Origin of the sequence: Myxococcus eversor, from assembly GCF_010894455.1 — a bacterium.
GTDB classification, from domain to species: Bacteria; Myxococcota; Myxococcia; order Myxococcales; family Myxococcaceae; genus Myxococcus; species Myxococcus eversor.
This window is the reverse complement of the sequence record NZ_JAAIXY010000021.1, coordinates 140,119-164,399: the sequence shown is the minus strand read 5'-3', so window position 1 is coordinate 164,399 and position 24,281 is coordinate 140,119. Positions and strand designations below refer to the sequence as shown.

The window sequence follows — 24,281 nt, the reverse complement described above, 5'->3', positions numbered from 1 at the left end:
CTTGAAATCGTCTGTGCGGAGCTACTGACTCAACGTTGAGCGGCGTCCCGCCAGTCTGACAGCAGGCATTTCTTGCGGTCTGTCTTCGCCCTGTCGGTGGGTTGGGACTGGTTAGGGCCCCACCCAGCGGCGCCTTACCCATGCCCTTATCCAATGCCAATTGGTGCGGACCATGGAGTTTGACGATGGCGTGCCGCGCCACCCTGTCTGGCCTCTGGGGACCTCTTCAGATAGTGGGCCGGCCGGACAGCAACGGCTCCAGTTCATGCGTAACCGACCGACGGCGGGCGTCCTGAACCGGGGCGGATTCGCCGGTTCACTCCGGCATGCGACGACCCAATCCGGATGAGTGGACGCAGTTGGTGGAGGAGTTCGAGGCGAGCGAGCTGACGCAGAAGGAATTCGCGGACAGACACCAGGTCTCGCTCGGTGCCTTCCAGTACTGGCTGTACAAGAAGTCACCGGCCACGCCGGTTCGGCGGTCCGAGACGGGGGGCAGCCCTCGGGCGGCGTTCCTTCCCAAGGTGAAGATTCTCTCCTGGGACGCCGGCGGCTTCGTCCTCACCTACAAGCGCTTGGAGCAGGGCCGCTTCCGCCTGCCTGCCTTCGCCAAGGACGCCTTGGGAGCGCAGCTGGATGCCACCCAACTGTCCATGCTCCTCGACGGAATCGACGTGACGCACGTCCGGAGACCAGGCAAGTGGGCACCGCCCCCAGTCGCCGAGGCAATGCCCGTCAGTGGTGGGCTGGTTCTCCCTGAGAGATGGCAGCGTTCGCCGAGACGCACCAGTGCGAGTGGCGTGAGCGAGCCGAGGAGCTCGAGCGGGAGAACCTCACCCTCAAAGAGCGCGTGGGCCGCATCGAATCCCAGCTCGCCCTCCTCCAGCGGACCGTCTTTGGAAAGAAGAGCGAGAAGCTCCCCGCGTCGAGGACGAGTTGCGAAAGTCCTCCGGGGACGTGCTCAGGCCGCATGAGGCGACGCTGAAGGAGCGGCGGCGGAAGCGCGAGGCGCGCGCGACGTTGCCCGAGCGGGTGATTCACCATCGAGTGCCCGACGAAGCGCGGCGGTGTCCGGCCTGCGGTGGTACGGCGTTGAAGCCCCTGGGCCCCGGCAAGCGCACCGAAATCCTCGAGCATGTGCCCGCACACGTGGAGCGGCAGGTCCACCTCCAGGAGACGCTCGTCTGTCCCTGCGGCGCGGGCATCCTCACCGCGCCCGCGCCGAAGGCCATTGAGCAGGGCCAGTACGGCCCGGGCTTCCTGGCGCACGTGGTGACGGCGAAGTGCTGCGACTCGATTCCGCTGTATCGCCAGGCCAAGGCCCTGGCCCGCGCGGGCATGCCCGTGGCGCGCACCACGCTCTGTGACGTCTTCCACGAGGTGGGCCGGCGGGCCACGGCGCCACTCGCCGAGCGCCTCCTGGCCCTGGGCAGGAAGAACTATCTCTTTGTCGGAAATGACGAGGCAGGTCGGAATCTGGCGGGGCTCAGGTCCCTGGTCGCCACGTGCGAGGCGAACGGCGTCAATCCCGAGGCGTACCTCGCTGACGTGTTGATGCGCCTTGGCAGCCACCCCGCGTCACCCGTCGGTCGGTTGCTCAAGGGCGGCGCATGAGGCTGACGCGATTCTTCGCGAGCGGCCCGCGCGTTGTCCCAGTGGGTCGGCTCCATGGTGCGGGACGTTGGACAGGCTGACTAGCGATTCTCCGGCGCCACCCATTCTCGCCAGCTGCCGCCGTCCCACGACAGGATGTCTTCCTCGCCGAACGCCCAGAGGACGCCGTCCCTGGCGTGAAGCGCCATGGTGGTGACGGAGTCCTTCGGACCGACGTCGACTTCGCTGACCTGTCCGTCTTCCAGCACGCCCAGGAACTCGTTGCCGGCCAGATGGAGTCGTCCCATGAAGCGCTCCAGGCTCCACCAGTTCTCGGACGGCGCTTTCTTGTCCCAGACGACGTGCCAGCCGTTCTTGTCACCACACAGGACAAGACCCCCGTCACCGCAAATCCAGACCTTCCCATCGACACAGCGGACCTCGGCCAGGGTCTGGTCGGTGGGCGATTCGCATTGCTTCCAGGCCGCGCCGTCGAAATGCCAGATCTCCCCATCATCGCCCACGGCGTAGACGTCGTTCCGCGCGAACCCGTCGATGGACGTGAATCCGGTCCACGGCCCCTTGGCGCGCCGGTCGAGCATGGAATCGCTGAGCAAGCGCCATTCCGCACCGTCCCGGCGATAGACCTGACGACGGTAGCCACAGATGAACAACGCACCATCGATGACCCGAATCTGGCTGAGATAACCGAACTTCTTCTCGGGGGTGCCAGTGCCACCTGTCGAGATGCGCTCGATGCGCGGTGCTTCGCCGTTGCAGGCGACCACTTCACCGCGCTTGCCCAGCAACCACCAACCGGCATCGGCGCTGCCTGGCTGAGCCAGATGGGTCAGCGAGGAGAGCTCGAACGCGAACTCCTGCCTCGACCACTCATCGCCGCGGACGGTGTAGAAAATCGTCGATTCCGTCTCGTCGGGGTTGTCGACAGGGCCCGCGAGTACACCGAGGACGCCGGGGCCGGCATGGCCTCCCCGATAGAACACCCTGCCTGACTGTGTTGCCGACATGAACTCTCCGGGTTGGCACCCGCATCAGGTCGCCTCGAGCGATGCGGGTTTCCATGTACACCCAATGGTCCCCAAGCTGGACGGAGTTTATGACGGAGCCCCTGTGTAGCCGCGGCGCGGGCCGTGCTCGCTGACGCCTTGAGCGGGTGTGTCGGGTCGCGTGCGGCGCCTCGACAAGCAGAGGCGCCGCAGCAGTGCGGACCGAGTGTCCCGGTCAGGGGGGATTGCACTGGCTGTAGGAGTCGTTGACATACGTGCAGGTGAAGCCAGCCTGGCAGCACGTGGGCCCCGTCCAATTCAACCCGCCGCATTGTCCGTAGGTCACCGCGCATTCAGGGGGCGTGTAGCAGACCTCCAGGCCGGGCCGATTGGCGATGTCCGTGCTCTCGCTGCTGTAGAAGATGGAAGGCACCGAGACAGCCGTCGCGGCGGTGTCGAGCAGGAGGCCGTTGTTCACGAGGCTGCCGGAGCCCCAGTCGGTGACCAGTCCCGTGACATTCACGTTCCGCGCCGACAGGAGGGCAGGAGGGATGGTGGCCCGCACCGTGGGGCTGAACTGCTGATTGAAGCTGTTGAAGGTCACCGTGAATTCGTCCCAGGCGGCAGTGGCCGCATGCACCGTGACGGCGTTGAGCTGCGCCACGGCGAACAACTGGAGCGTGGCGGAGTTGATGGTGGAGTTGGACGGAATCGAGCTGACGTCGAACTTCAGGAGTGCTTCCTGCCGCGAGGCGAGGACGATGGGATTGAGGTAATCCACGTTCAACTGCAGGGACCCGAAGTTCGAATTGGGAGTCAGCGAGGCAATCGTGGTGTCGGCCACCGTCCCGTTGGCGCCGCGTCGGAACGTCACGCAGGTGATACCGGACAGGGATTGATTCGAGGAGTCCTCCTCGATGCTCGCTTCATCGGGCCCTGTTCCACAGGCCGACAGGAGTGGAACGGACAGCAGGAGCAGCCAGACAGCGGGAGAAGTGCCGGTGAGAATGTCGCGGTGAGAACGCATGGTCTTCCTCTCGGGTGACGTCCGGGAAGCCCTGAGTGCCGTATGGTTTTTGATGGCCGAACGTCGAAGCCATCATCGACGTGTCAACTCACCGGCAATACTGTCGACAAGGACGATGGCTTTGTCTTTGGAATGACAGACGTCCTGCCCGCAGGATATTCACAAGCAGATGCCCGTGCGGGTTGAGGCGAAGCCCGCACGAGTCCTGCCTTCACCAGCCCGCGCTGAACCCGCCTTCGGGAAACGACTGCTTCGCGAGGTCCTGCATGACCGGGAATCCGTCCAGGAAGCCGGCATCCGGGAGGGGGTTGCCCTGGGCGTCACGGAACATGAGCATCCGGCAACTGAAACAGGCCACTGCGTCCACAAACGTCTTTCCAATCCAGAAGCGGAAGGCGATGTCCGGGTTGAAGCCACACTTCCTCTCCGGGTAGGGCACGAAGTCCTTGGGGGATTTCCAGATATCCGCCAGGGCCCTGCGCTGCCTCGAGCTCAGCTCGGGACCTTCCTTGGAGTAGACGAAGTAGCCATTGCCAGGAGTCGTCTCATCCCGCTCCCCTGGCCCCACCATGTCCGCGATGAAGATTTGCACCCGGTCCGGGCGGCGGAAGAAGTCCTCTGGCGTGGGCGGGTCGGAGCGCCCGGCGGTGGCGCTACAGGACGTGGAGGCCGTGGCGAACAAGACGATGGCAAGGAGTGCGGATCGCATTCTCCAAGCCTACCCTGAATTCCATGTCACAGCCCGGACCTGACGCGTCAGGGCCTCACGACGTCCTCGATGAACCGGCCCAGTGCCTCCGCCATCTTCGCGTGCGTGCCCGCGGAGGGGTGCCAATCCTCTCCGACTCCGTCGATGGCCGGGTCCTGCACGGCCATGACATGGCGATAGACGCGGGCATCACCCTGCTGATTCCTCTCCGCCACCAGTTCGGTGAGCCAGTGGCCGACATGCACGGACTCCACCGCGGGCATGCCAATTCCCTCGGCTTCCTTGTAGCCGTCCGTCATGGTTCCCATCGTGCAGATGATGTGTGCTCGAGGGTGCAGCGTCCTCAGTCGCCCGAGGAACGCCCGATAGGCCGCCTTGAACGCCGTCTCATCTGGAAGGTACTCGGCGGTGCCCGAGCCCGCGAAGGTGTCATTGGTGCCGGCGTTGATGACAATCACATCGGGTGACTCGCCGGAGAAGTCCCAGGCGACCGGATGGTCCGGGACGGCGAGCTCGTAGATGTCCGGCACCCGTCCCACCCGCGAGGCGTCCAGGTTGCGGTACATGCCTCGACCCGAATAGCAGATGTGGACGGACTCGGCCCCCAGGCGCTGGGCCGTGAGCCAGCCATAGGTCCGTCTGTGATTCTCGTTCTTCGACGTGAAGGTGGGCGCGCTCCATGGGGGCGGCCGGGGGAAGACGGTGACATCGTTGCCGTAGCCACAGGTGATGGAGTCTCCAATGAACTCCATCTTGAGCTCCGGGCGGGCAGGGGGCTCCCTGGGCTCACCGTGGACCTCGAGCGCCACGAACTCGCTGTAGCCTACCGAAGACTCGGTGCGCTTCATGAGCTCCACCGTGTGCAGTCCTTCGGTGAGGTCCGTGGCGAGCTCATAGAAGGACTGGCTGCGCCGCACCTCCAGCAGCTTCGGCTCCGCCCCATCAATCACGACATCGAAGAAGTTGGTCCCCGTCGCGCCGCCAAGGCCCGCGTCGTTGAGCCGCATCCGGAGGGCGTCTCCCCAGAAGCTCGCGCGAACCGTGACGCCGGGATGGGAGAAGATGACGCCGTTGTCGGAGTCGTACGTCCGTCCGATGTACTGCACCCGGTCGTCGGACGCCGGAACGGTCACCCACTTCACCGATGTCGGTGTGTCGGGAAACTCCGCCGGGTCGCACGCGGCCATTGTCAGACACAGGGCGAGGACAGTGGGCGGGAGGCTGCGCGAGGATTTCAGTCTCGTGGACATGGGTGGCGAGAATCATCGTGGCGCGCGGGCGGGCGTTCAAGATGGATGGCCCGGGTGTCTGCCATTCGAAGCTCTTTGGAGCCCCTCACGGACCTGGGGTAGCCTCGTGGGTTCCGGTGACAAGGGGTGGGCACGAATGACGAGTGGTTCGCTGAGGTGGGCCTCATTGCTGTGCCTGGGAGCCCTGCTCCTCACGGGGGCTGCCAACGCCCAGGGTTCCACCACGACCTCCACGCCGGAGGCGCTCCGCGCCGAGCGCCGGATGCGCCTGGTGAAGGTTTGGGGTGACGTCCGGTTCCGCCATCCCCGGGCCTTCTCCATTCCCGCCGAGTGGGATGCCGCCTTCCTCTCCGCGCTGCCCAAGGTGGAGGCGGCGCGGGACGCGGAGTCCTATGCCGCCGCGGTCCAGGGCATGCTCGCGACCCTGGGAGACGGGGCCACGCGGGTGGAGCCTGAGACTCCGCCCACCGTCTCCAGCAAGCCCCCCACGCTTCGCGCGCTCAAGAGCTGGGAGAAGGACGTCCTCGTGCTCGACCTTCGCAACCTCCTGGGGCCCCAGGGGTATGCGTCGTTGCAGGAGCTGGAGGGGACGCTGGACGCGGACGCGGCGAAGGCTCGCGCGGTGGTGTTGGACCTGCGCATGCGCGGCCTCCAGCGCTACGGCGTCTCGTGGATGGTGGCGCGGCTGTTGCCCCACTTCATCGACGGCGAGCTGAGCGTTCCTGGCTTGCGCGCGCTTCGCCACGATGGCCTGCGGCCACAGGATGACATGCAGAGCTTCTACCGCTCCGAGTTCAAGGTGCCCACGGCGGAGGTCGTCACGGGCACCCCGGGCAAGAAGCCCGCGCTGCTCGTCTTCCTGGTCGACGGGGACTCCGCCATCGACCTGTCCATCCTGGCCCTGCGCGCTCGCGGCAAGGCGCTCCTGGTGGCCGAAGGCCCGCTCGATGACGGCGCGATGAACACCCAGGACTCCTTGCCGCTGGGCGAGGGATACCGCGTCCTCTTGAGCCTGGACGAGCCGGTGCTGCCCCTGGAGCCGGACGTGAGTCGCCCCGTGCGTGCGCGTCTGGAGGGCCCGGATGAAGGGATGCGACAGGCGCTCCTGCTGGCCTCACGCCCTCCCAAGCCGAAGGCCCTGGCAGCGCTCTCACGGCCCACGGCCGCCTGGCGCCCGGAGCCGAGCTACCAGGACTCGCTCTATCCTTCCCGTGAGCTGCGGCTGCTGGCCGGGGCCAAGCTGTGGACGGTGGTGCGCTTCTTCTTCGCCTACCCGGAACTGATGGACCGGCCCTGGGAGTCCCGCTTGCCGGTGCTGCTCGAGAAGCTGGACGCGGCGAAGGACGCGACGGCGTACGTGCTCGCGTTGGCCGAGGCGACCACCTGGCTCCAGGACGCCCATACGCGAGTGCGAGGCCACCCGGAGCTTCAGCGGTTCTACGGCGTCATCCCGCCGGTCTGGGTGACGGACCTCGACGGCAAGGCGGTGGTGGTGAAGGTGCGCGATGCGGCCTCCGCTCAGGGGCTCGCTCCAGGCGACATCATCGAGAAGGTCGACGGGGAGCCCATCGACGCACGGGCGCGCCGTTTCGCGCCCTACGTGGCGGCCTCACTGCCGGGCTACCACAGGGACATGACGCTGCTGCTCGCGCTCGGGGGCGAGGAGGGCTCCACCGCCGTCCTGGGCGTGCGAGGTGCCCAGGGGCGCAAGGAGGCGAAGCTCATCCGCACGCCCCGGGCGAAGCTGCCTCCTCCGACGGGGGCGTCCTACCGGGTGATGGAGGGGAACATCGGCTTCGTGGACCTGGGGACGCTGGAAGTCGAGCAGGTGCCCCAGATGTTCGAGGCGCTCAAGGACACTCGCGGCATCGTGTTCGACCTGCGTGACTATCCGCGCGGCACGCTGTGGGCGCTCGGGCCCTACTTCGACGTGAAGGGCTCACGCCCCTATGCCGTGTATGAGCGCCCCTATGTGGGCGGCCCGCGGCACGTCGGCTGGGTGAAGTCCGTCGACGCGCTGGCGGAGAAGGGCACTCCCAAGTATCGGGGCCGCACGGTGACGTTGATTGATTCGCGAGCCATCAGCCAGTCCGAGCACACCGGGCTGATGCTGGAGGCCGCGGCGGACACCGTCTTCGTGGGCAGCGCCACCGCGGGCACCAACGGCGATGTCACCCAGGCGGTGCTGCCCGGCGGCGTCACCTTCTATTTCACCGGCCAGCAGGTGCGTCACGGGGATGGTCGGCAACTGCAGCGCAAGGGGCTGGAGCCCCACGTGATGTTGCGGCCGACGGTGGCGGGGCTCCAGGCGGGCCGCGACGAGCTGCTGGAGCGCGCCGTCCAACTCCTGAGCAAGGAGCCCGCGCAAAAAACCGCGGCCTCGAATCGCTGAGTCAACGGCAGAACCCATCCGCGCCCGAAGGCCACCGCGCTCGGACTTATGAACTGGTCGGTTAAATAGTCTTGACGGGGGAGACCCCGGACTCTAGATATTTTAAACGACCGGTTCATAAGTCGAGGTGGGCATGACGGACTTCAGCGGCAAGGCGGCGTTGGTGACGGGCGGCACGCGGGGAATCGGCGCGGCCATCGTCCGACATCTGGCGAGGGGTGGCGCTGACGTCGCCTTCACCTATGCCAACTCCGGGGAGAAGGCGGCGGCATTGGTGGAGGAGCTCACGGCGCTGGGCCGACGCGGCGTGGCCATCCAGGCGGACAGCGGAGACGCTCACGCCGTCCGGCGAGGCGTGGAGCGCGCGGCGTCGGAGCTGGGGCGCCTGGACATCCTGGTCAACAACGCCGGCATCTTCCCGTCCGGGCCGTTCGAGGACGTCTCACTCGAGGAGGTGGACCGGACCCTGGCGGTCCACGTCCGGGGCGTGTTCGTCGCCACCCAGGCCGCGCTCGCCCACATGCCGCACGGTGGCCGCATCATCTCCATCGGCTCATGCTTCGCGCAGCGCGTGCCCTATGGCGGAGTCACTCTCTACGCGATGAGCAAGTCCGCGCTCGTGGGCCTGACGAAGGGCCTGGCGCGGGAGGTGGGCGAGCGAGGCATCACCGTGAATGTGGTCGACCCCGGTTCGACCGACACGGACATGAATCCGGCGGATGGCCCCCACGTTTCGGGCGAGCTGGCGCTCATGGCGGTCAAACACTTCGCCCTCCCCGAGGACATCGCCGCCACCGTGGGACATCTGGCCGGCCCGGGCGGGCGCTTCATCACCGGGGCTTCCATCGCGGTCGACGGTGGCTTCACCGCGTGACTCGCGTCCGTCGGAGGTGGTCATGGCGTGGCTTCTGTTGGTGGTGGCCGGCGCCCTCGAAATCGCCTGGGCGCTCGCGCTCAAGCGGGCCGAGGGGCTGACGCGATTCTGGCCGAGCGTGCTGGGAATCAGCATCGCCCTGGCCAGCCTCGTGCTGCTGGGGCTCGCGCTGAAACACCTGCCGGTCGGAACGGCCTACGCGGTCTGGGTCGGCATCGGCGCGGCCGGTGTCGCCGTCTCCGGCATGTTATTCCTCGGCGAGCAGGTCTCGGTGGCGCGCATCGTCTGCCTGGCGTTGATTGGCATCGGCGTCGCGGGCCTGAGGGCAATCGACGGATGACGACGAAGAAGGCGAAGCAGAAGCAGCCCGCCACTGTGATGGGACGGCCCCGAGGGTTCGACCGCGACGAGGCGCTCGTCGAGGCCATGCGCGTCTTCTGGGCCCGCGGCTACGAGGGCACGTCCATCCAGGACCTCGTCGAGGCGATGGGCGTCAACAAGCCCAGCCTCTATTCCATCTTCGGCTGCAAGGAGGAACTCTTCCGCGAGGCCGTGGAACTCTATGACAGGACCGAAGGCCTCCACGTCACCCGCGGCCTGGAGGATGCGACCTCCGCGCGCGCGGCGGTGGAGGACATGCTGCGCGCCAACGCGCGGGCCTATACCGCCGCCGACAAGCCACGCGGGTGCATGATTGTTCTGGCGTCGCTCCTGGGCGCGCCGGAGAACGCGGCGGTCCGGACCTTCCTCGCGGAGAACCGGCTGAGCGGTGAGCGCGCGCTGAAGCGCCGGCTCCAGCGGGGAGTCGCCCTCGGAGAACTCCCCAGGTCCGCCCCCGTGGAGCAACTCGCCGCGTTCTACACCACGGTGCTCGAGGGCCTCTCCATCCAGGCCCGCGATGGCGCGTCCGTCGCGAAGCTGAACGCCATCATCGATGCCGCGATGCTCGCGTGGCCCGCCACCGCCCGGTGAGCCGCGAGCCGGCGCCCCCGCTCGCGGCGGTGGACTCGATTCTCCGAGGGAGGCGGCTGATACACCCGGAAGTATAAGAATTCGAGATAAACTGATTGAGGTGCGGCGGCGAGGGTGGCGAGCGCTCCACCCACCCCTGAGCCAGCTGACCCGGTGGGGTGTCGAAGTCGACATGCCTCCCTCCCGGTGAAACATAGACCTGGATTTTTGCTCACAGTGCGGGCTGGCGGTCCGGGGCCTGGGATGAAACACCTGTAAACAGCGGCGGTCGTGACTCGCGGAGGGGCACCGGGAACCACTCCGAGTGAATACGTCCCGAGTGGAGACGAGAAGGCGGGCGCCGTGAGCCCCCCTCCGTGTCTCCGCGTCGGCCCATTCCCTCGGTGGGCCGTCCTCTCTGCTGATCGCTCCCAGAAGGCTCCCAGGTTCGGTGGAAATCCCGTATAGGGCCTGCTCGCAACGTGCGCTGCACGCGAGCGCCCCAGAGGGGGGATTTGAGCCCCGGGGACTGCTCTGGAGGATTGGATGGAGTTGTCGAGTCTCGAGTCGAATTTCTGGGCAATCGCACCGGGTGTCATCGGCGCCGTGGGACTGCTCTTCTCTGCGTACTTCTACTTCCGGGTCAAGGCACTCCCCGACGGCGACGCGACGATGAACCGCATCGCGGGATACATCCGCGAAGGCGCGATGGCGTTCCTCGTGCGTGAGTACAAGGTGCTCGCGGTGTACTGCGCGGTCATCGCGGTGTTCATCGGCTGGGCGCTCGGGGGCCTCGCGAGCGCGAGCTTCGTGGTGGGCGCGTTCTTGTCGCTGCTCGCCGGCTACATCGGAATGAAGGCCGCGACGTTCGCGAACGTGCGCACCGCGCAGGCCGCGCGCACCGGCTCGAAGCCGAATGCGCTGCTGGTCGCGCTGGATGGCGGCGCGGTCATGGGGCTCGCCGTCGCCGGCCTGGGCCTGATTGGCATGGGCGGCGTCTACTACTTCTTCAGGGGCCACGCGCAGCTGTCGCCCATCCTCCACTCGTTCGCCGTGGGCGCCAGCTCCATCGCGCTCTTCGCGCGCGTGGGCGGCGGCATCTATACCAAGGCCGCGGACGTCGGCTCCGACATCGCCGGCAAGGTCATCGAGAACATCCCCGAGGACGACCCGCGCAACCCCGGCGTCATCGCCGACAACGTGGGCGACAACGTGGGCGACGTGGCCGGCATGGGCGCCGACATCTACGAGTCCATGGTGGCCGCCATCGTCGCCGCCATGGCGATTGCCCTGACGGCCAACGCCACGGAGCTCTCCCGCCTCGTGGTGGACTCCTCGGCCACGGGTGGCGCGAAGGTGGCCGGCGTGGTGCTCCCGCTGGTGCTGTCCGCGGTGGGTCTCGTCGTCAGCGTGCTGAGCATCTTCATCGCGCGCGCCCTCAAGAAGATGAACCCCGCGCAGGTGCTGCGCAGCGCGCTCATCCTGCCCCCCGTCATCCTGGTGGGCCTGTCGTACGTGATGATGAACGTGTTCGGCCTCTCCCAGTCCATCACCGTGGCCCTGGCCGCGGGCGCCTTCGGTGGCGCCATCATCGGCCTCGTCACGGACTACTACACGTCCTCCACGCCGGTGCAGCGCATCGCCGAGGCGTCAATCACTGGCGCCGGCACCAACCTCATCCGCGGCCTCGCCGTCGGCATGGAGAGCGTGGGCATCTCCATGGCCACCATCGCGCTGGTGGCCTACATCGCTGACCAGGCGCTCGGCCTGTACGGCATCGCGCTGTCCGCGGTGGGCATGCTGGGTGGCACCGCCGTCGTGATGACGGTGGACGCCTACGGCCCCATCTCCGACAACGCCGGTGGCATCTCCGAGATGTCCGGCCTGGGCCCCGAGGTCCGCGCCATCACCGACGAACTGGACGCGGTGGGCAACACCACGGCGGCCATCGGCAAGGGCTTCGCCATCGGCTCGGCGACGCTCACCGTCATCGCGCTCTTCTCGGCGTTCAACCTGGAGGTCAATCACACGCGCGTCGCGGCCGGTCTGCCGGAGATGAGCCTGCTGCTGACCGACCCGAAGGTCATCGTGGGCCTGCTGCTCGGCTCCATCCTGCCGTTCATGGTGGGCGCCTCCACCATGCTCGCCGTCGGTCGCGCGGCGGGCGCCATCGTCGAGGAGATTGGCCGTCAGTTCCGCGAGATTCCCGGGCTGATGGAGCTCAAGGCGGACCCCGACCCCAAGAAGATCGTCGACATCGCGACCAAGAGCGCGCTGCGCGAGATGATCTTCCCGGGCCTCGTCGCCGTCGTCGCCCCGCCCCTGGTGGGCTACGTGCTGGGGCCCAGCGCCCTGGCGGGCCTCCTGGCCGGTGCGCTCGTCGTCGGCGCCACCATGGCCCTCTACATGGCCAACGCGGGCGGTGCCTGGGACAACGCCAAGAAGTACATCGAGAAGGGCAAGTTGCCGGGCCACGCGAAGGGCTCGCACGTCCACAAGGCCGCCGTCGTCGGCGACATGGTGGGCGACCCGTTCAAGGACACCTCGGGCCCTGGCGTTGCCATCCTCATCAAGGTCATGAGCGTCGTCTCCCTGCTCGTGGCCTCCCTCATCGCGCTCCGCTAGTCAGCGTCGATGACGCGGCGCCTCCTGACCCGAGGCGCCGCGTGCGTATGTAGGACAGCCAACACCTTTCCAAGACATGTCGGATAGGGCGCCGGGAGCGGCGCGCGAGCCCGTGATAGGCTTCACGGTGTTCCGCGACCGCCTGGGCGTCAGGCATTGGAAGCAGCAGACGCGCGCGCGTTCGCACCCGCTGTCTTCCGCTGTCAGAGAGGTGTCCCATGGTCCTGGAGCTCTCCCAGCAGCAGATTCGCCTCCTCCATGCCTGTCTGGCTGAGAGCATCGAGGAGCTGCACGACGAAGTCCTCCACACAGACATGCGCGAGCTTCGCGACGAGCTGCGGGGGAAGCTCCACGAACTGCAGGCGCTCCAGCGTCAGGTGGATGTCCTGAAGCAGGGCGAGCAGCCCGCCCTCTGACGGGGAGCGGCCCGCGCCTGCCTCGGGGGGGCGGGCGTCAGGGCTGGAGCTGCGCTCCCGCTTCACCCTGGCGTCGCAGCTCGTTCACGGCCTGCACCGCCTTGACGAGCGTGACGACGATGTAGACGCGGATGATGAAGCCGAAGACCTGGGGCTTGCCGCCCTGGGCGACGGTGTCCATCAGCGTGATGAGCGTGTCGCCGACATACAGGACGATGGCGAGGATGGGGGCCACGCGGGTGCCGCGATAGGTGAAGAAGCCGAGCACCGCCGTCACGGCGCCGAAGAGGACGGAGCCGATCCCCATGCCCAGTGCTTCCAGCGCCTCGTTGGGAATCGCCATGGCGATGACGCCCACCAGGGTGTTGAGGCCCGCCAGGAAGTAGAGCATGTACGCGGCGGACTTGATTCGCTGCTCGGGGTCCGTGCTGGAGCCGGGCAGGGGGACTCCATCCCGCTTCACCGCCAGGTCCACCTGGAGCACTCCCGACTGGATTTGGACGCTCAGGGTGCTCCCGTCAGGGAGCCTGAAGTCCACGCCCTTCTTGAGCTCGGACGAACCGCCATCCGTGGTCCCCACCACCTTGCCGTCGAGGGTGACGGTGAACTTCTTCCAGAACAGTCCCCAGGACAGTTCCAGGCGCTGCGGCCCTCCGGCCTCCAGCGCCAGCTTCTTCGAACCCATGTGAATCCCCCACCGCTGACCCGAATCGGGTCGTGAGGCGGAGGCTAGCCGTGCATGTGGGGCGATGCAAAAGGGGCGGCGGAGAGGGTCGTCCTTCTCCCCATCCCGCGAATCAGACCGCGAATTCGCCGTGTGCCGCGAGCTCCGCGACCCGGCCCGGCGGGGGCAAATCGATTCGTTTGTCCCGCTTGTCCTTCAGCCAGCCATCGATATCGAGCAGCCACCACTCCTCGATGGTCAGGGAATAGAACCTGCGAGGCCCCTGGCCCAGGAACTCCGTGGAGGGAAGCATCCATTGGCTCCTCACGGACTCATCCGGGAAGTTCCACTGGTAGAAGTGGCCGCGCCACTTCTCCAGTTCGAACTCATCCACCGCATGGCAGGTGCCGCTGAATTGCAGGCCATCCAGCCCGACTGGCGAGGTCTCTTGGAGGTCCGTCCGGAAGAGGGACCCGGAAAGCGCCGCGTTCTCCTCGATGTTGCGCGAGTGCCGCGCCTCACGCATCGAATACCAGAGGAGGCGAACCCGGGTGTCGATGTGAGGCACATAGTTGACGGTCGACGCCCAGGCCCTGCCCTCCGCCGAGGCGGTCGCGAGCGTGACGAAGCGAGCGGTCTTCAGGAGCAGCTCGAGCCGCTGCAGGAGCGCATGAGATTGCGTCGTCATTCGTTTCTCCTTCAGCCCAACTGGCAATCCAGCAGGATGGCGTGGGGCTTGCGCAGATAGGCTTCCATCCACGGGGGGGCCTCTTCGATTCGGGAGAAGCTCGGAGGCCAGACCGCTTTCCACTTCACGGAGGTGAACCCCGCCGCTTCCAGCGCTCGCTCCATGGATGCCCTGGACCAGTAGCAGGCCGTGACGCTGGCTTCGGCGGAGGAGTGGAAGAGGTCCAATCGAACCGGCGCTCCATCGACATGCGGTTCGTCCGCCACGAGGCAGAAGCCATAGGGCCTGTAGTAGCCGACGCTGGGGTCGTAATCCGGATTCAGGCAGGGCGTCATCAATCTCCCCCCGGGGCGCAGCACGGACGCCATCTCCTTGCACATCGCCTCCAACGCCGTGCGAGTCGTGGCATAGGGCAGGACATAGACCCCCACGACGAGGTCGAATGGGTCTCGCAGGGACGCCGACAGCTCGGAGGTGTATTCGATGCCTTGAGGTCTTTCCTCCTCGAGCTTTCGCGCATGTCTCAGCATGCCCGTGGCCTGGTCGTAACCCACCACGCGAGCGGCTCCTCGGGACTTCAGCAGTCGAGCGTACAGCCCGCTTCCACATCCATAGTCGAGCACGCTGCATCGCGTGAGATTCCCCAGGGCATGCAGCACGCTCGGGAATTCAATCTCTTCACGAAATGGCCACTCGTCGGCGCTCTCGTAGGCAGCACCCAGATCGTCGAACTGACTCTCGGAGGAAGAGGCTGCCATGGCCGTGTCTCCATTTGGATGAGAAGACTGTTGATGACATTCGCATCATGCGGACGCATGGGCTTTGCGTCAATCGGCCGCGAGGAATCAGGATGCGTCTGACGGTGCTTGTCGAAGAGGTTGGGGCGATGAGTTGCCCGCAGTGGAAATCAAACTCAAATCGGTGCGGGGTCGGGTCAGGGAAATCCAGTGCGTGACCCTGGTTGGATGTGTATGGTTTTTCGCCCGCTCGGGTAGCGGCTCAGCTCCGGGCCATCCACCCGGCGACGATGATGAGCAGCATCGTCAGGTGGAACCAGCCCAGGTTGCGCGCGAGCAGGGCCCAGCCCTCGCCGGAGCCGGGCGCGGTGCCCGCGCGGATGGCCGCCAGCTCCTGGTAGCCCAGCACGAGTCCCACGAGCCCTGGAGCGAACCCGAGGAAGCCCGCGGTGGCGAAGAAGAGCGCCATCGTCGCGCGCGGGGAGGGCTTCTCTCCCAACGCCACCTTGTGACAGCGCAGGCAGAGCATCCGCTGCACCTGCCACTTGCGGCACCCCTCGCACAGGAAGGTGCCACAGCGGCTGCAGATTCCATCAGCAGGGCGCTCGGGATGCAGGGGGCACGAAGGAGCGAGCGTCGCGTCCATGCCCCTCTGTCTACCATGCCCCCGTCGAACGGGGCACGCCGGACCCGGTGTGCCGGAGTCGGGGCCCGCGCTCAGACGGCCGTCCAGCCACCGTCGATGTCGAGCACCATGCCGGTGGCGTAGGCGCACGTCGCCAGGAAGTACGCGGCGTCGGCCATGTCGCGAGGGACACCCGGGCGCTTCATGGGGACGTGGCTCGCGAGCGTGTCGAGGAACACGCCCACCTGGGTGGCGGGCACGCCCCAGTCGATGGCGGTGTCACGGGTGAGGCCCGGTGCGGGCTGATTCACAAACGCGGGGCCCCTCACCCTACCGCACGGCATTCGATGTCCTTGCCGGACACGAACAGCATGAGGACCCACCCATGAAAAACAGACGCCTCCTTGTCGCGAGCTTCCTGGCAGCGCTCCTCTCTGCCTGCGGGAGCGGCACTGTCGATGATGCCGAGCCCCCACTGGAGACAGCGGAGTCCGAGCTCATCTCCTGCGGGCCCCTGTGCCCGCCTGGCTACACCCAGACGGGCTTTGCCTGCAGCACCGCGTGTTTCGGCAATTGTCCCAACGCGGTGTCCTGCTCGCCCACTCCGGCCACGGCCGCGGTCTGGGGGACGCCCCAGACGGTCAGCGTGCCAGCGGGCGGGCTGGCGACGTCGCGCATCTGCTGGAGGACCTCGGGGCTCCGGTATCCGGTGTGGATCAAGGTCAGCGCGAATGGCGCGCCCGAGCAGCTCTTCACGAAGGAGAGCAACGCCGGGCAGCACTGCGAGAATGCCCCGTGGATTCAGGCGAACAGCTCGTATGTGTTCAGCATCCGCACGGCGAAGTCCGGCGGCGCCATCCTGACGAGCGGCACCGTCGTCGGTGTCCCGGCGCCCTGACGCGAGCGTCCCCGCGCCTGGCTCGCCTGACGGTGTGGGGGGAATGGCTGGCACGACCCAGGAGGAGACCCGGGTCGTGCTGTCAAGAGCCGCGTGGGTGGGAGCCGATTTCGCTGCTCATTCCGGAAAAGCGTCACCGCCCGCAGCCAGCATTCCGTGGAAGTACGTATCCCTTGCGGACCGAGGTTCTCGCCACGACCGACGTACTGGTGGTGGCGGGAGCCTGGCGGCTGCCGTGTCTTTCAACGTGAACCTTCGTCGCTTGCGCAGCCCGATGCGTCGCGCCCGCCTTGGGCGTCACCCGAGAGAAAACTCACCATGCAGATGCGGAAATGGCTTGTCTCGACCGTGCTGGGCCTTGGCCTCGTAGGGGGTGCTGGATGCGGCCCCCTGGACGATGGACAAGCTCCTGGAGCCCCGACGGAGGCCACCCGGCCCGAGCCCTCGCAGGAGGAGTCCGGTGGGAATGTCTCCGCCATGGCCGCGACGGCCATCTCCTGGTCGGACTTCTCGGCGACGGAGGTCGTCTATCGCTATTCGTGTGCGACCACCGTCTACGCCCACACGTGTTCGTTCTGCGCGTCCGACGGCTTGTACTCCGGGGAGTACGCGACCAGCGGCTGCACGTCTCCTGGGGACTTCACGCACACCTGCTTCACCTGCGACAAGGCGCTCTTCCCGTTCACCGAGCGTGTCGAGTTGCCGGATGGTGACCTCATCGACGTGACCATCGACCACAGCGTCGCGGCCTCGGACGTCGTCGAGTTCCGCCTCCAGTCCGCGTCGGGCATCAGCCGGTGGAAGCAGGTGACGCTCATCAGCAGCGGCCAGCCCTGGAAGGTCTGGAACGAGTCTGGCAGCAGCTGGTGCAACTGGCCGTCGCCGTCGACCTCCAACTGCGACACCAACTCGGAGTGGTCGAGCGTCATGCTGGCTTCGGGGACCAAGTTTGTCTTCAGCAAGTCGAAGGGCATCTTCGGCACCCATACCGACGTGTACGAGCTCTCCAACCTCTCGTCGATGCTCACCGGCGGAGACCGCGTGACGTTCCGCTGGGTCCAGGACTGAGCGGTCGGTCATCACCGGGGGCAGGTCTTGTACCCGCCTGTCCCCGGGTTGTTTCGCTCCCAGGAGCCAGGCTCGATGTGACACGGAGTGTGGAATCCGGTGTACTGTGTGTCGCCCGACTCGCGACCCAGACATCCGATGCCGCTCGCCGCGTCACCGAAAGGCCCCCCTCGCCATGGACTCCTCTTCCTCGCCCAAGAACCCTCAGCGCGCCGTGGTGTGGTCCGCGATGAAGTCGTATGTGAACGAGGCCGTGTCGACGGCGAAGGCGCGGCTCAACGAGCATGTTCCTCAGCTCGGCGCGCTGGAGCAGAAGTATCGGCGGTTCTGGTTCTCGCGCATCTACCACCACAACTTCTGGCTGGACTCGGAGTCGCGTTCGGGGCCGGGCTCGACGCTGAAGGCGACGGAGTCCATCCGCCGGGAGCTGCCCGAGGTGCTCCGCAAGGCGCGTGCGCGGACGATGCTGGACGTTCCCTGTGGCGACTTCAACTGGATGAAGCACGTGGAGCTGGACCTGGACCAGTACATCGGCGCGGACATCGTCCCGGACCTCATCGCGCTCAATCAGCAGCAGCATGGCAACGAGCGCCGCCAGTTCATGGTCCGAGACCTCATCCAGGATGACCTGCCGAAGGTGGACGTGGTCATGGTGAGGGATTTGTTCATCCACCTGTCGTACCGGAACATCTTCCGGGCGCTGACGAACCTCCGACGCAGCGGCACCGAGCACCTGCTCGCGACGACCCACGTGGGACTGAGCCAGAACGAGGACATCGTCACCGGCATGTGGAGGCCCGTGAATCTGAGGCTGGCGCCGTTCAACTTCCCGGAGCCCCTGCATCTGGTGGAGGACCCGCACAAGGGCCGCCACATGGGCCTGTGGCGGCTCTCGGACCTGGAGTTGGGTCAGACCACCGGCGCCTGACGCGGACTGGCCGCACGCGAGTCCTGGCCGCGGAGTTCGGGCGGGAGCGGGGCGCGAAGCTGGAGGTGCTCGCCCGAGCGAGGGTGCTGGAAGGCGAGCGACTCCGCGTGCAGCAGGTACCCGCCGTCTCCGGGCAGGCCGGGGTTCTCGGCCAGAGGCAGGCCTCCCACTGCGAAGAGCGGGTCTCCCACGAGTGGGTGGCCGATGAAGGCCAGGTGGATGCGAATCTGCTCGGAGCGCCCCGTGTGGATGTCCACCTCGAAGAGGGTGTGCTCGGCGCGTCGCTCCAGCACCCGGGCTGTGCTGTGTGAGGGCTTTCCGCGCGCACTGGCGCCATGCACCTCGCCCAGCAACGGATGGGGTACCAGTCCGATGGGCGCGCGGATGTCGTATTCATCCTGGGCGGCGAGTCCCTGGGATAGCGCGCGGTAACGCTTGTGGACGCGGCCCTCGCGCCAGTCGCTCGCCAGGCGCGCGGCGGCGTCGCGGGTGCGGGTGAAGAGCACCAGGCCCGACGTCGCGCGTCCCAGGCGATGCATGGGGACGGCCTCGGGCCAGCGTGCCTGGACGAAGGAGAGCAGGGTGTTCTTGAGGAAGCCTCCCGAGGGCAGGGTCGGCAGGCCGCTTGGCTTCACCACGACGACCAGCTCCGCGTCCTCGAACACGAGGTCGAAGGACTGAGGCGTATCCGCCTCCTCCCACGGTGGGCGGTGCCAGCACAGCAACTGCCCGGGCTTCAGCGGCTCCGAGCCATCGGCGACGAGGTCATCGAGTCGCACCTCGCCCCGAGCGAAGCGCGCTCGCCATTCCTCCTCCGAGGAGTGGCGATACTTGTCCGTCATGTGGGCGAGCGCGCTGCTGCCCGGTCGGCTCCCGAGCTTCTCGCGGTACACATAGCCATCGTTGAGCAACACCCGCGCACCCTACACCTCACGGGCGCACGACGGGAGGCGTGGCTGGGCTCACACGGAGCCCTGTCGGTTTCGCCATCGCCGGGCGATGCGTCGCTCGTAGGCCCGAATCCCAGTCCATGGTGCCTTTCACGAGCCTGAGTCCCAGGTTCATTGGAGGAGGATTCCATGGCTCGTTCCGTCAAGCAGCCCGACGCGCCCTTGCCCCCCGGCACGCCCGCGCCACCCATCGACGCTCCGGTGTCTCCGGACCAGAGGCTCTCTCTCGAGCAGTTCCGCGGCGCTCCGCTGGTGCTGGTGTTCTACCCAGCCGACTGGAGCCCCGTCTGCAGCGACGAGCTGTCGCTCTTCAACGAGCTGCTGCCGGAGTTCGAGCGCCTGGGCGCGAAGGTGGTGGGCGTCTCCTGCGACGGCGTGTGGTGCCACCAGGCCTTCGCTCGTGAGCGCGGGCTCCACATGATGCTGGCCTCGGACTTCCATCCCAAGGGAGCGCTGTCGCGCGCCTACCACGTCTACCGGGAAGACGACGGCGTCTGCGAGCGTGCCCTCTTCGTCATCGACCCCGAAGGGAAGATTTTCTGGAGCTACGTCTCGCCCATGGAGGTCAACCCCGGCGCGGACGGAGTGCTGGATGCGCTGGAGCGCCTCACCGGAACGTTCAGCTCCGAGGCGGCCGGAGGACAGTCCCAGCAGGAGGCGAGTCCATGAGCAGGCTGCGCATTCCCGTGGGTTCCCAGGACCACCTCATCGGCCCGCCAACGGCACGACTGACGTTCGTGGAGTACGGCGACTTCGAGTGCCCCTACTGCGGAGCGGCCTACTGGGAGGTGAACAAGGTGCTGGCCGCGATGGGCGACCAACTGCGCTACGTCTTCCGTCACTTCCCCCTCACCGAGGCGCATCCCTTCGCGATGCAGGCCGCCGAGGCCGCCGAGGCCGCGGACGCCCAAGGCAGGTTCTGGGAGATGCACCGCCTGCTCTACGAGAATCAGGAGGCGCTCGACGCCGAGTCCCTGCTGGCCTACGCGCGGACGTTGGACCTCGACATGGGGCGCTTCGCCAGGGACCTCTCCGAGCACCGCTTCCTCGAACGCATCCGCCGGGACTTCATGGGTGGCGTGCGCAGCGGAGTCAGCGGCACCCCGGGCTTCTTCATCAACGGCCGGGGCTACCTGGGTGACTTCAGCGCACCCGCGCTCCTCTCCGTTCTCCAGGGCGGTGATGTCGGAGTGCCCGACTACTCCTGAGCCATGAACCGGAGCCCCCGGAGTCCTCGCCGCAGGCCAGGGTTCCGGAGGCTCGAGTCCTCTCGCTTCCCATGACTGAACAATGACAGTCTCATGGAGGCGGACACGCCGTCGGGCGCGGGGGCCTGCGTACCTTGGCGGTCGGGTGCTCCCACCCGTTGTCATCCCCCGGGGCCTTCGTGGCCCCACGCGCGAGGAGGCGCGTCTCCCAATCGCCATGCAATTCACCCTCCCAGGTCTGTGGGCCCACATGGGCCTCTTCGCGAGGCTCATCGTCATCGCGATGGGCGTCATGTCGGTGCTGTCCCTCATCATCGTCGCCGAGCGCGCATTGGTCTTTCGTGCGTCCCGTCGACACTCCCGCAAGTTCGCCTCGGAGATGGGCACCCTGCTCGCGAAGGGTGACTTCGACTCCGCCTCCCAGGGCAAGCCAGGCGCGGACGTGGGCTACCTGGGCCGGACCATCCGCGCGGGGCTGACGGCCTACCGCATCTCCTCGGACGACAGCCGCGACGAGGTCATGGAGTCGGTGGCACGCAGCCTGGAGCGTCAGGCGCAGCGCGAGGTGCAGAGCCTCAAGCGCGGCCTGGGCCATCTGGCCACCGTGGCCTCCACCGCTCCCTTCATCGGACTGCTCGGTACGACGATGGGCATCGTCTCCTCGTTCGAGCAGATGGGCGCGACAGGGACGAGCGGCCTGGGCACCATCTCCGCGGGCATCTCCGAGGCGCTGGTCACCACCGCCTTCGGGCTGCTCGTCGCCATCCCCGCGGTGATGGGCTACAACTCCTTGCAGGGTTGGGTGGACGCCCGCGCGGTGGACCTCGCCGAGGCGAGCAACGAGTTCCTCGACGTGGCGGCTCGGGCCCTCAAGCGCGCACGCGCCTCCGTGGTGGCGTGAGGCACGCGCGACCTACTCGGCGATGAGCAGCACCTCGCGGCTCGTCTGGTTCGTGGAGAGCGCGTACTGGTAGTCGCGCTCTCTCACCGTGACGCGCCGCTTGTGGCGCTGGAGCAGTCGCTTCAGCTCCTCGATGGAAGGCACGCCATCCGAGCGATAGGACACGACGAGGATGCTGTCCTTCCATCGCTCGAACACCGCCTCGAAGGCGGAGGCGATGCGCGCTGGCTGCGTCCACGGCGTCTCCACGCGACGGTAGGGTTTGTGTTTGTAGCGGTCATCGAACCGCTTCGGCCAATCCCTGTACTCCGTCAGCCCCTCCAGGAAGTGATAGAAGCCCAGATAGTCCACGCCGACGCCCTTGGCTGAAACATAGGGCGGGTCGAGGTACGCCAGGTCCGCCCTGCCTTCGAGGAGCGCCGCGTCCGCACACGTCGCGAGGTTCGCCCGGCCGTTGTCGAAGACGGCGTCGCTCGCGACAGCGGCTTGCTTCGCCACGTGGTCCGCGAAGGGCCTGTCCCATGTCGCCTTGTTGCCGAAGGAGCGCTCGACGGTCGCCTCGCGCATGTAGAGGTTGGCGCGGTGGAAGAGGTTGTACGGGCGCTTCGCGATGCAGGCCTGGAACACCGCGTGGTACGCGAGCGCTTGCCGGTAGTCCTCCGTCAGCTCCGCCAGGTTCTGCGCCACGACGTCGAGGAGCTGGTTCTCCTCGTCCGGGTAGTAGATGCCGCCGAAGGTCCTCGCGATGAAGTCCTCGTAGGTCCGCTTCCGTCGAACGAGGAGTGACACCACGTCTTCGGGCGCCAGGCGCGTCGAGGGGTTCTCGATGAGCGCCTTGCCGATGAGGTGATTGGAGCGGAGGCAGTCGTTGTAGTGGACCTGCTTGCCGTGCACCTTGAAGAGATAGGAGACCGAGCCCGTGCCGCCGAAGAGGTCGACCACGGAGTCGAACTCCAGCGGCCGGAGCTGCTCCCAGAGCCAGCCCAGGACCTTGAACTTGCTCCCCTGATATCGGGTCGCCGGGAAGTTCTCGATGCTGGTCAACCTCCCTCCACCGGGACCGGTTTGGGCGTCTCCGTGGAGGGCACCTGGTTCGCTGGAGCGATGGCGGGCGCGGACTCCGTGGCCTCCGGCGGCTCGTGCCCGCGCAGGGCGATGGCGGGCAGGGAGACGGACAGCACGCCCACGTCCAGGAACCCGTGGAACCCTTCGTCGTCCAGTGAAGGGAGCATGCGGATTCCAGGCGGAGTCCCGGCCGGAATCGCGACCTGGGGACCGGGGGTGAGGCCCATGACGTCGCAAATCATCTCCCCATCCTGCTCCAAATCACAGCCCCACCGCCGGCCCTGCGCGTAGCCCACCTCCAGGACCTTCAAGTCCCGGGTGTTCTGGAGCAGGTGCTTCGACATGGGGACGAAGTCGTCGCTCCAGTCCGCGTCACCCAGGCGCGTATGCGCATTGCCGGCGAGCACCAGGAACACGTCCTTCGGCCGCGAGGCGCGCGGGTTCAACACCTTGCGAGCCATGTGGGCATCGCGTGCCTTCCCATGATTCATGTCCGTGTCCATGGCCACCACGGAGACAGCGCGGCCAGCGGCACGCAGCGCGCGGGCCCGGTCGATGAGGTCCATCACCGCGCGGCTGCCTCGGCCGTCCTGCTGCAGCTTGCGCCAGAAGTTTCCCTGCAGCAGCGCATCCTGGTCCGCGGGCTTCCCGGCGCTGGAGAGATAGGTGTTGATGCGCTCCTGCTCCTTCTCCGGAATGGCGAGCGCCAGCGTGACGCCGTGTCCCGTCCGCGCGGCCTCACACGCCAGGTCTCCCACGGTGGTGGGAATCTCACGCGTGCCGAGCTGCTCGCCGATGAGCAACGTCAGCCCCGGCTTCAGCATCGCCTGGAAGCCCTGGACCTTCCGTTCGCAGGGCTCCTGCACCTCCTGCTTCCAGCGCTTGAGATAGAAGGTCGGGTCCCTGGCGAAGGAGTCATCGCGCGTGAGGCGCAGCGAGCCGGTGAGCGTCTCCAGCGAGGGGCGTGACTCCAGGCGCAGGGTGAGGGCCTGCTCCAACTCCAAGTCACGGGTGCCCTGGACGGCGCCGTCCATCTCCATCCAAGGCGCGTTGTCCCGCTCGCGCTGGGCCAGCTCCACGGGGGCGCCTCGCCTCACGAAGCTCTGCTCGAAGCGCTCCATCAACATGAAGCGCGAGTTCAATTCCCCCGAGGCCTCGGGCTTGATTTCGACGTCGTTGCCGAAGGACACGCGCTTCATGCGGAAGATGCGGATGACGGAGGCGCGCTCGGAGAGCAGCTCGCCGGCCACCAGATATCGCGTGGCGTCACCGTCGCTCTGCCAGCCCCAGGAGCTGTTGCCCATCTGCGCGGTCCGCCACTCGGTCAGCAGATACTTCGGGTCCTCGAGCGGCTTGAGCACCCAGCCCTTCTCCGTCATGAGCTTCGTGGCCTCGGCCAGGGCCTTCTCCACGGGCAACATGAAGATGTGCTCGTAGCGGGGTGCCTCCGGTGCGGGGGACGCGGGAGGTGGAGCCGGTGCCTGCGCCACCGCGTCCTCCGGGGGCCGGGCGGTTGTCGCACAACCGACAAGGAACACAGCGAGACCGACCAGGGCTCGACGCATCGACGGGCTCTCTTCCCTCAAGGTCCAACAGGAGGGCTGGAACGCTCGATTGCCCGAAGAATATCGCGAGGTGCCCGCGAACGCCTGCCCACGATACCGGGCCGACGCTGGCCGTTCCCTCACCTGCTTGGACGTCATCG

The 24,281-nt window shown here is 67.1% G+C and carries 25 protein-coding genes and 2 pseudogenes; 15 read left to right on the top strand and 12 right to left on the bottom strand.

What is annotated here, in order from left to right; all coding sequences use genetic code 11:
- The first annotated feature begins 326 nt into the window (after positions 1-326).
- The 3 genes and pseudogenes from tnpA to G4D83_RS47300 all read left to right on the top strand — a co-directional run.
- Positions 327-974: an IS66 family insertion sequence element accessory protein TnpA gene (gene tnpA / locus G4D83_RS47310; RefSeq protein ID WP_420826681.1), complete on the top strand. Its 648-nt coding sequence runs from the start codon at positions 327-329 to the stop codon at positions 972-974.
- Positions 958-1,362: pseudogene (locus tag G4D83_RS47305) on the top strand (IS66 family transposase); the annotation flags it as partial. The gene tnpA and the pseudogene G4D83_RS47305, both read left to right, overlap by 17 nt.
- A 45-nt stretch (positions 1,363-1,407) precedes the next feature.
- Positions 1,408-1,614: pseudogene (locus G4D83_RS47300) on the top strand (transposase domain-containing protein); the annotation flags it as partial.
- Positions 1,615-1,694: 80 nt separating this feature from the next.
- Here the strand turns inward: G4D83_RS47300 and G4D83_RS34845 are convergent.
- The 4 genes from G4D83_RS34845 to G4D83_RS34830 all read right to left on the bottom strand — a co-directional run bounded on the left by G4D83_RS34845 (position 1,695) and on the right by G4D83_RS34830 (position 5,469).
- On the bottom strand, positions 1,695-2,621 hold the full coding sequence (locus G4D83_RS34845; RefSeq protein WP_163869199.1) for a hypothetical protein: 927 nt from the start codon (positions 2,619-2,621) through the stop codon (positions 1,695-1,697).
- Between the two features lie 214 nt (positions 2,622-2,835).
- Positions 2,836-3,627 carry a DNRLRE domain-containing protein gene (locus G4D83_RS34840; protein ID WP_163869237.1) on the bottom strand — a complete coding sequence of 264 codons (792 nt, stop codon included), beginning with the start codon at positions 3,625-3,627 and terminating at the stop codon, positions 2,836-2,838.
- 211 nt (positions 3,628-3,838) lie between these two features.
- On the bottom strand, positions 3,839-4,336 hold the full coding sequence (locus tag G4D83_RS34835) for a hypothetical protein (protein ID WP_163869198.1): 498 nt from the start codon (positions 4,334-4,336) through the stop codon (positions 3,839-3,841).
- A 47-nt stretch (positions 4,337-4,383) separates the two neighbouring features.
- Positions 4,384-5,469, bottom strand: a complete 1,086-nt coding sequence (locus G4D83_RS34830) for an SGNH/GDSL hydrolase family protein (protein ID WP_240356965.1) — start codon at positions 5,467-5,469, stop codon at positions 4,384-4,386.
- A 253-nt stretch (positions 5,470-5,722) separates the two neighbouring features.
- Between G4D83_RS34830 and G4D83_RS34825 the strand changes: the two genes are divergently transcribed.
- From G4D83_RS34825 to G4D83_RS34800, 6 genes are all read left to right on the top strand, one after another.
- A complete protein-coding gene (locus G4D83_RS34825; RefSeq protein ID WP_163869196.1) occupies positions 5,723-7,978 on the top strand; it encodes a S41 family peptidase in 2,256 nt (751 codons plus the stop codon).
- A 133-nt stretch (positions 7,979-8,111) separates the two neighbouring features.
- Positions 8,112-8,852, top strand: a complete 741-nt coding sequence (locus tag G4D83_RS34820) for a 3-oxoacyl-ACP reductase family protein (RefSeq protein ID WP_176434692.1) — start codon at positions 8,112-8,114, stop codon at positions 8,850-8,852.
- A 22-nt stretch (positions 8,853-8,874) separates the two neighbouring features.
- Positions 8,875-9,192: a DMT family transporter gene (locus G4D83_RS34815; RefSeq protein ID WP_163869194.1), complete on the top strand. Its 318-nt coding sequence runs from the start codon at positions 8,875-8,877 to the stop codon at positions 9,190-9,192.
- Positions 9,189-9,824: a TetR/AcrR family transcriptional regulator gene (locus G4D83_RS34810; protein WP_163869193.1), complete on the top strand. Its 636-nt coding sequence runs from the start codon at positions 9,189-9,191 to the stop codon at positions 9,822-9,824. Before G4D83_RS34815 ends, G4D83_RS34810 begins: the two co-directional genes overlap by 4 nt.
- 525 nt (positions 9,825-10,349) lie before the next feature.
- Entirely contained in the window at positions 10,350-12,428 is a 2,079-nt protein-coding gene (locus tag G4D83_RS34805; RefSeq protein ID WP_163869192.1) for a sodium-translocating pyrophosphatase, read from the top strand.
- A gap of 218 nt (positions 12,429-12,646) precedes the next feature.
- Positions 12,647-12,844 carry a hypothetical protein gene (locus G4D83_RS34800; protein ID WP_163869191.1) on the top strand — a complete coding sequence of 66 codons (198 nt, stop codon included), beginning with the start codon at positions 12,647-12,649 and terminating at the stop codon, positions 12,842-12,844.
- A gap of 37 nt (positions 12,845-12,881) precedes the next feature.
- On the opposite strand, the gene G4D83_RS34795 is transcribed toward G4D83_RS34800, so the two are convergent.
- The 5 genes from G4D83_RS34795 to G4D83_RS34775 all read right to left on the bottom strand — a co-directional run bounded on the left by G4D83_RS34795 (position 12,882) and on the right by G4D83_RS34775 (position 15,869).
- Positions 12,882-13,529: a hypothetical protein gene (locus G4D83_RS34795; protein ID WP_163869190.1), complete on the bottom strand. Its 648-nt coding sequence runs from the start codon at positions 13,527-13,529 to the stop codon at positions 12,882-12,884.
- 112 nt (positions 13,530-13,641) lie between these two features.
- Positions 13,642-14,196, bottom strand: coding sequence for a pyridoxamine 5'-phosphate oxidase family protein (locus G4D83_RS34790; protein WP_163869189.1), 555 nt, complete (start codon positions 14,194-14,196; stop codon positions 13,642-13,644).
- Positions 14,197-14,207: 11 nt separating this feature from the next.
- Entirely contained in the window at positions 14,208-14,954 is a 747-nt protein-coding gene (locus G4D83_RS34785; protein ID WP_163869188.1) for a class I SAM-dependent methyltransferase, read from the bottom strand.
- Between the two features lie 241 nt (positions 14,955-15,195).
- A complete protein-coding gene (locus G4D83_RS34780) occupies positions 15,196-15,579 on the bottom strand; it encodes a hypothetical protein (protein ID WP_163869187.1) in 384 nt (127 codons plus the stop codon).
- A 71-nt stretch (positions 15,580-15,650) separates the two neighbouring features.
- Positions 15,651-15,869, bottom strand: coding sequence for an SDR family oxidoreductase (locus G4D83_RS34775; protein WP_176434694.1), 219 nt, complete (start codon positions 15,867-15,869; stop codon positions 15,651-15,653).
- 74 nt (positions 15,870-15,943) lie between these two features.
- On the opposite strand from G4D83_RS34775, the gene G4D83_RS34770 reads away from it, so the two are divergent.
- From G4D83_RS34770 to G4D83_RS34760, 3 genes are all read left to right on the top strand, one after another.
- Entirely contained in the window at positions 15,944-16,456 is a 513-nt protein-coding gene (locus G4D83_RS34770) for a hypothetical protein (protein ID WP_163869186.1), read from the top strand.
- Between the two features lie 318 nt (positions 16,457-16,774).
- Positions 16,775-17,524, top strand: coding sequence for a hypothetical protein (locus G4D83_RS34765; protein ID WP_163869185.1), 750 nt, complete (start codon positions 16,775-16,777; stop codon positions 17,522-17,524).
- 175 nt (positions 17,525-17,699) lie between these two features.
- Positions 17,700-18,452 (top strand): class I SAM-dependent methyltransferase, encoded by a 753-nt coding sequence (locus G4D83_RS34760; RefSeq protein WP_163869184.1) that lies wholly within the window; start codon positions 17,700-17,702, stop codon positions 18,450-18,452.
- Here the strand turns inward: G4D83_RS34760 and G4D83_RS34755 are convergent.
- A complete protein-coding gene (locus G4D83_RS34755) occupies positions 18,434-19,366 on the bottom strand; it encodes an RluA family pseudouridine synthase (protein ID WP_163869183.1) in 933 nt (310 codons plus the stop codon). The two genes, G4D83_RS34760 and G4D83_RS34755, sit on opposite strands and share 19 nt — an antisense overlap.
- 165 nt (positions 19,367-19,531) lie before the next feature.
- Here G4D83_RS34755 and G4D83_RS34750 point away from each other — a divergent pair, with 165 nt between their 5' ends.
- The 3 genes from G4D83_RS34750 to G4D83_RS34740 all read left to right on the top strand — a co-directional run bounded on the left by G4D83_RS34750 (position 19,532) and on the right by G4D83_RS34740 (position 21,511).
- Positions 19,532-20,071 (top strand): redoxin domain-containing protein, encoded by a 540-nt coding sequence (locus G4D83_RS34750; RefSeq protein ID WP_163869182.1) that lies wholly within the window; start codon positions 19,532-19,534, stop codon positions 20,069-20,071.
- Entirely contained in the window at positions 20,068-20,610 is a 543-nt protein-coding gene (locus G4D83_RS34745) for a DsbA family protein (RefSeq protein WP_163869181.1), read from the top strand. The genes G4D83_RS34750 and G4D83_RS34745 overlap by 4 nt, the downstream gene beginning before the upstream one ends.
- Before the next feature lie 217 nt (positions 20,611-20,827).
- Entirely contained in the window at positions 20,828-21,511 is a 684-nt protein-coding gene (locus G4D83_RS34740) for a MotA/TolQ/ExbB proton channel family protein (protein WP_163869180.1), read from the top strand.
- A gap of 12 nt (positions 21,512-21,523) precedes the next feature.
- Here the strand turns inward: G4D83_RS34740 and G4D83_RS34735 are convergent, their stop codons facing one another.
- The gene (locus G4D83_RS34735; RefSeq protein WP_163869179.1) at positions 21,524-22,555 is read right to left on the bottom strand and encodes a DNA adenine methylase; all 1,032 of its coding nucleotides are present in this window, start codon (positions 22,553-22,555) and stop codon (positions 21,524-21,526) included.
- A complete protein-coding gene (locus G4D83_RS34730; RefSeq protein ID WP_163869178.1) occupies positions 22,552-24,141 on the bottom strand; it encodes a hypothetical protein in 1,590 nt (529 codons plus the stop codon). The genes G4D83_RS34735 and G4D83_RS34730 overlap by 4 nt, the downstream gene beginning before the upstream one ends.
- Between the last annotated feature and the right edge of the window lie 140 nt (positions 24,142-24,281).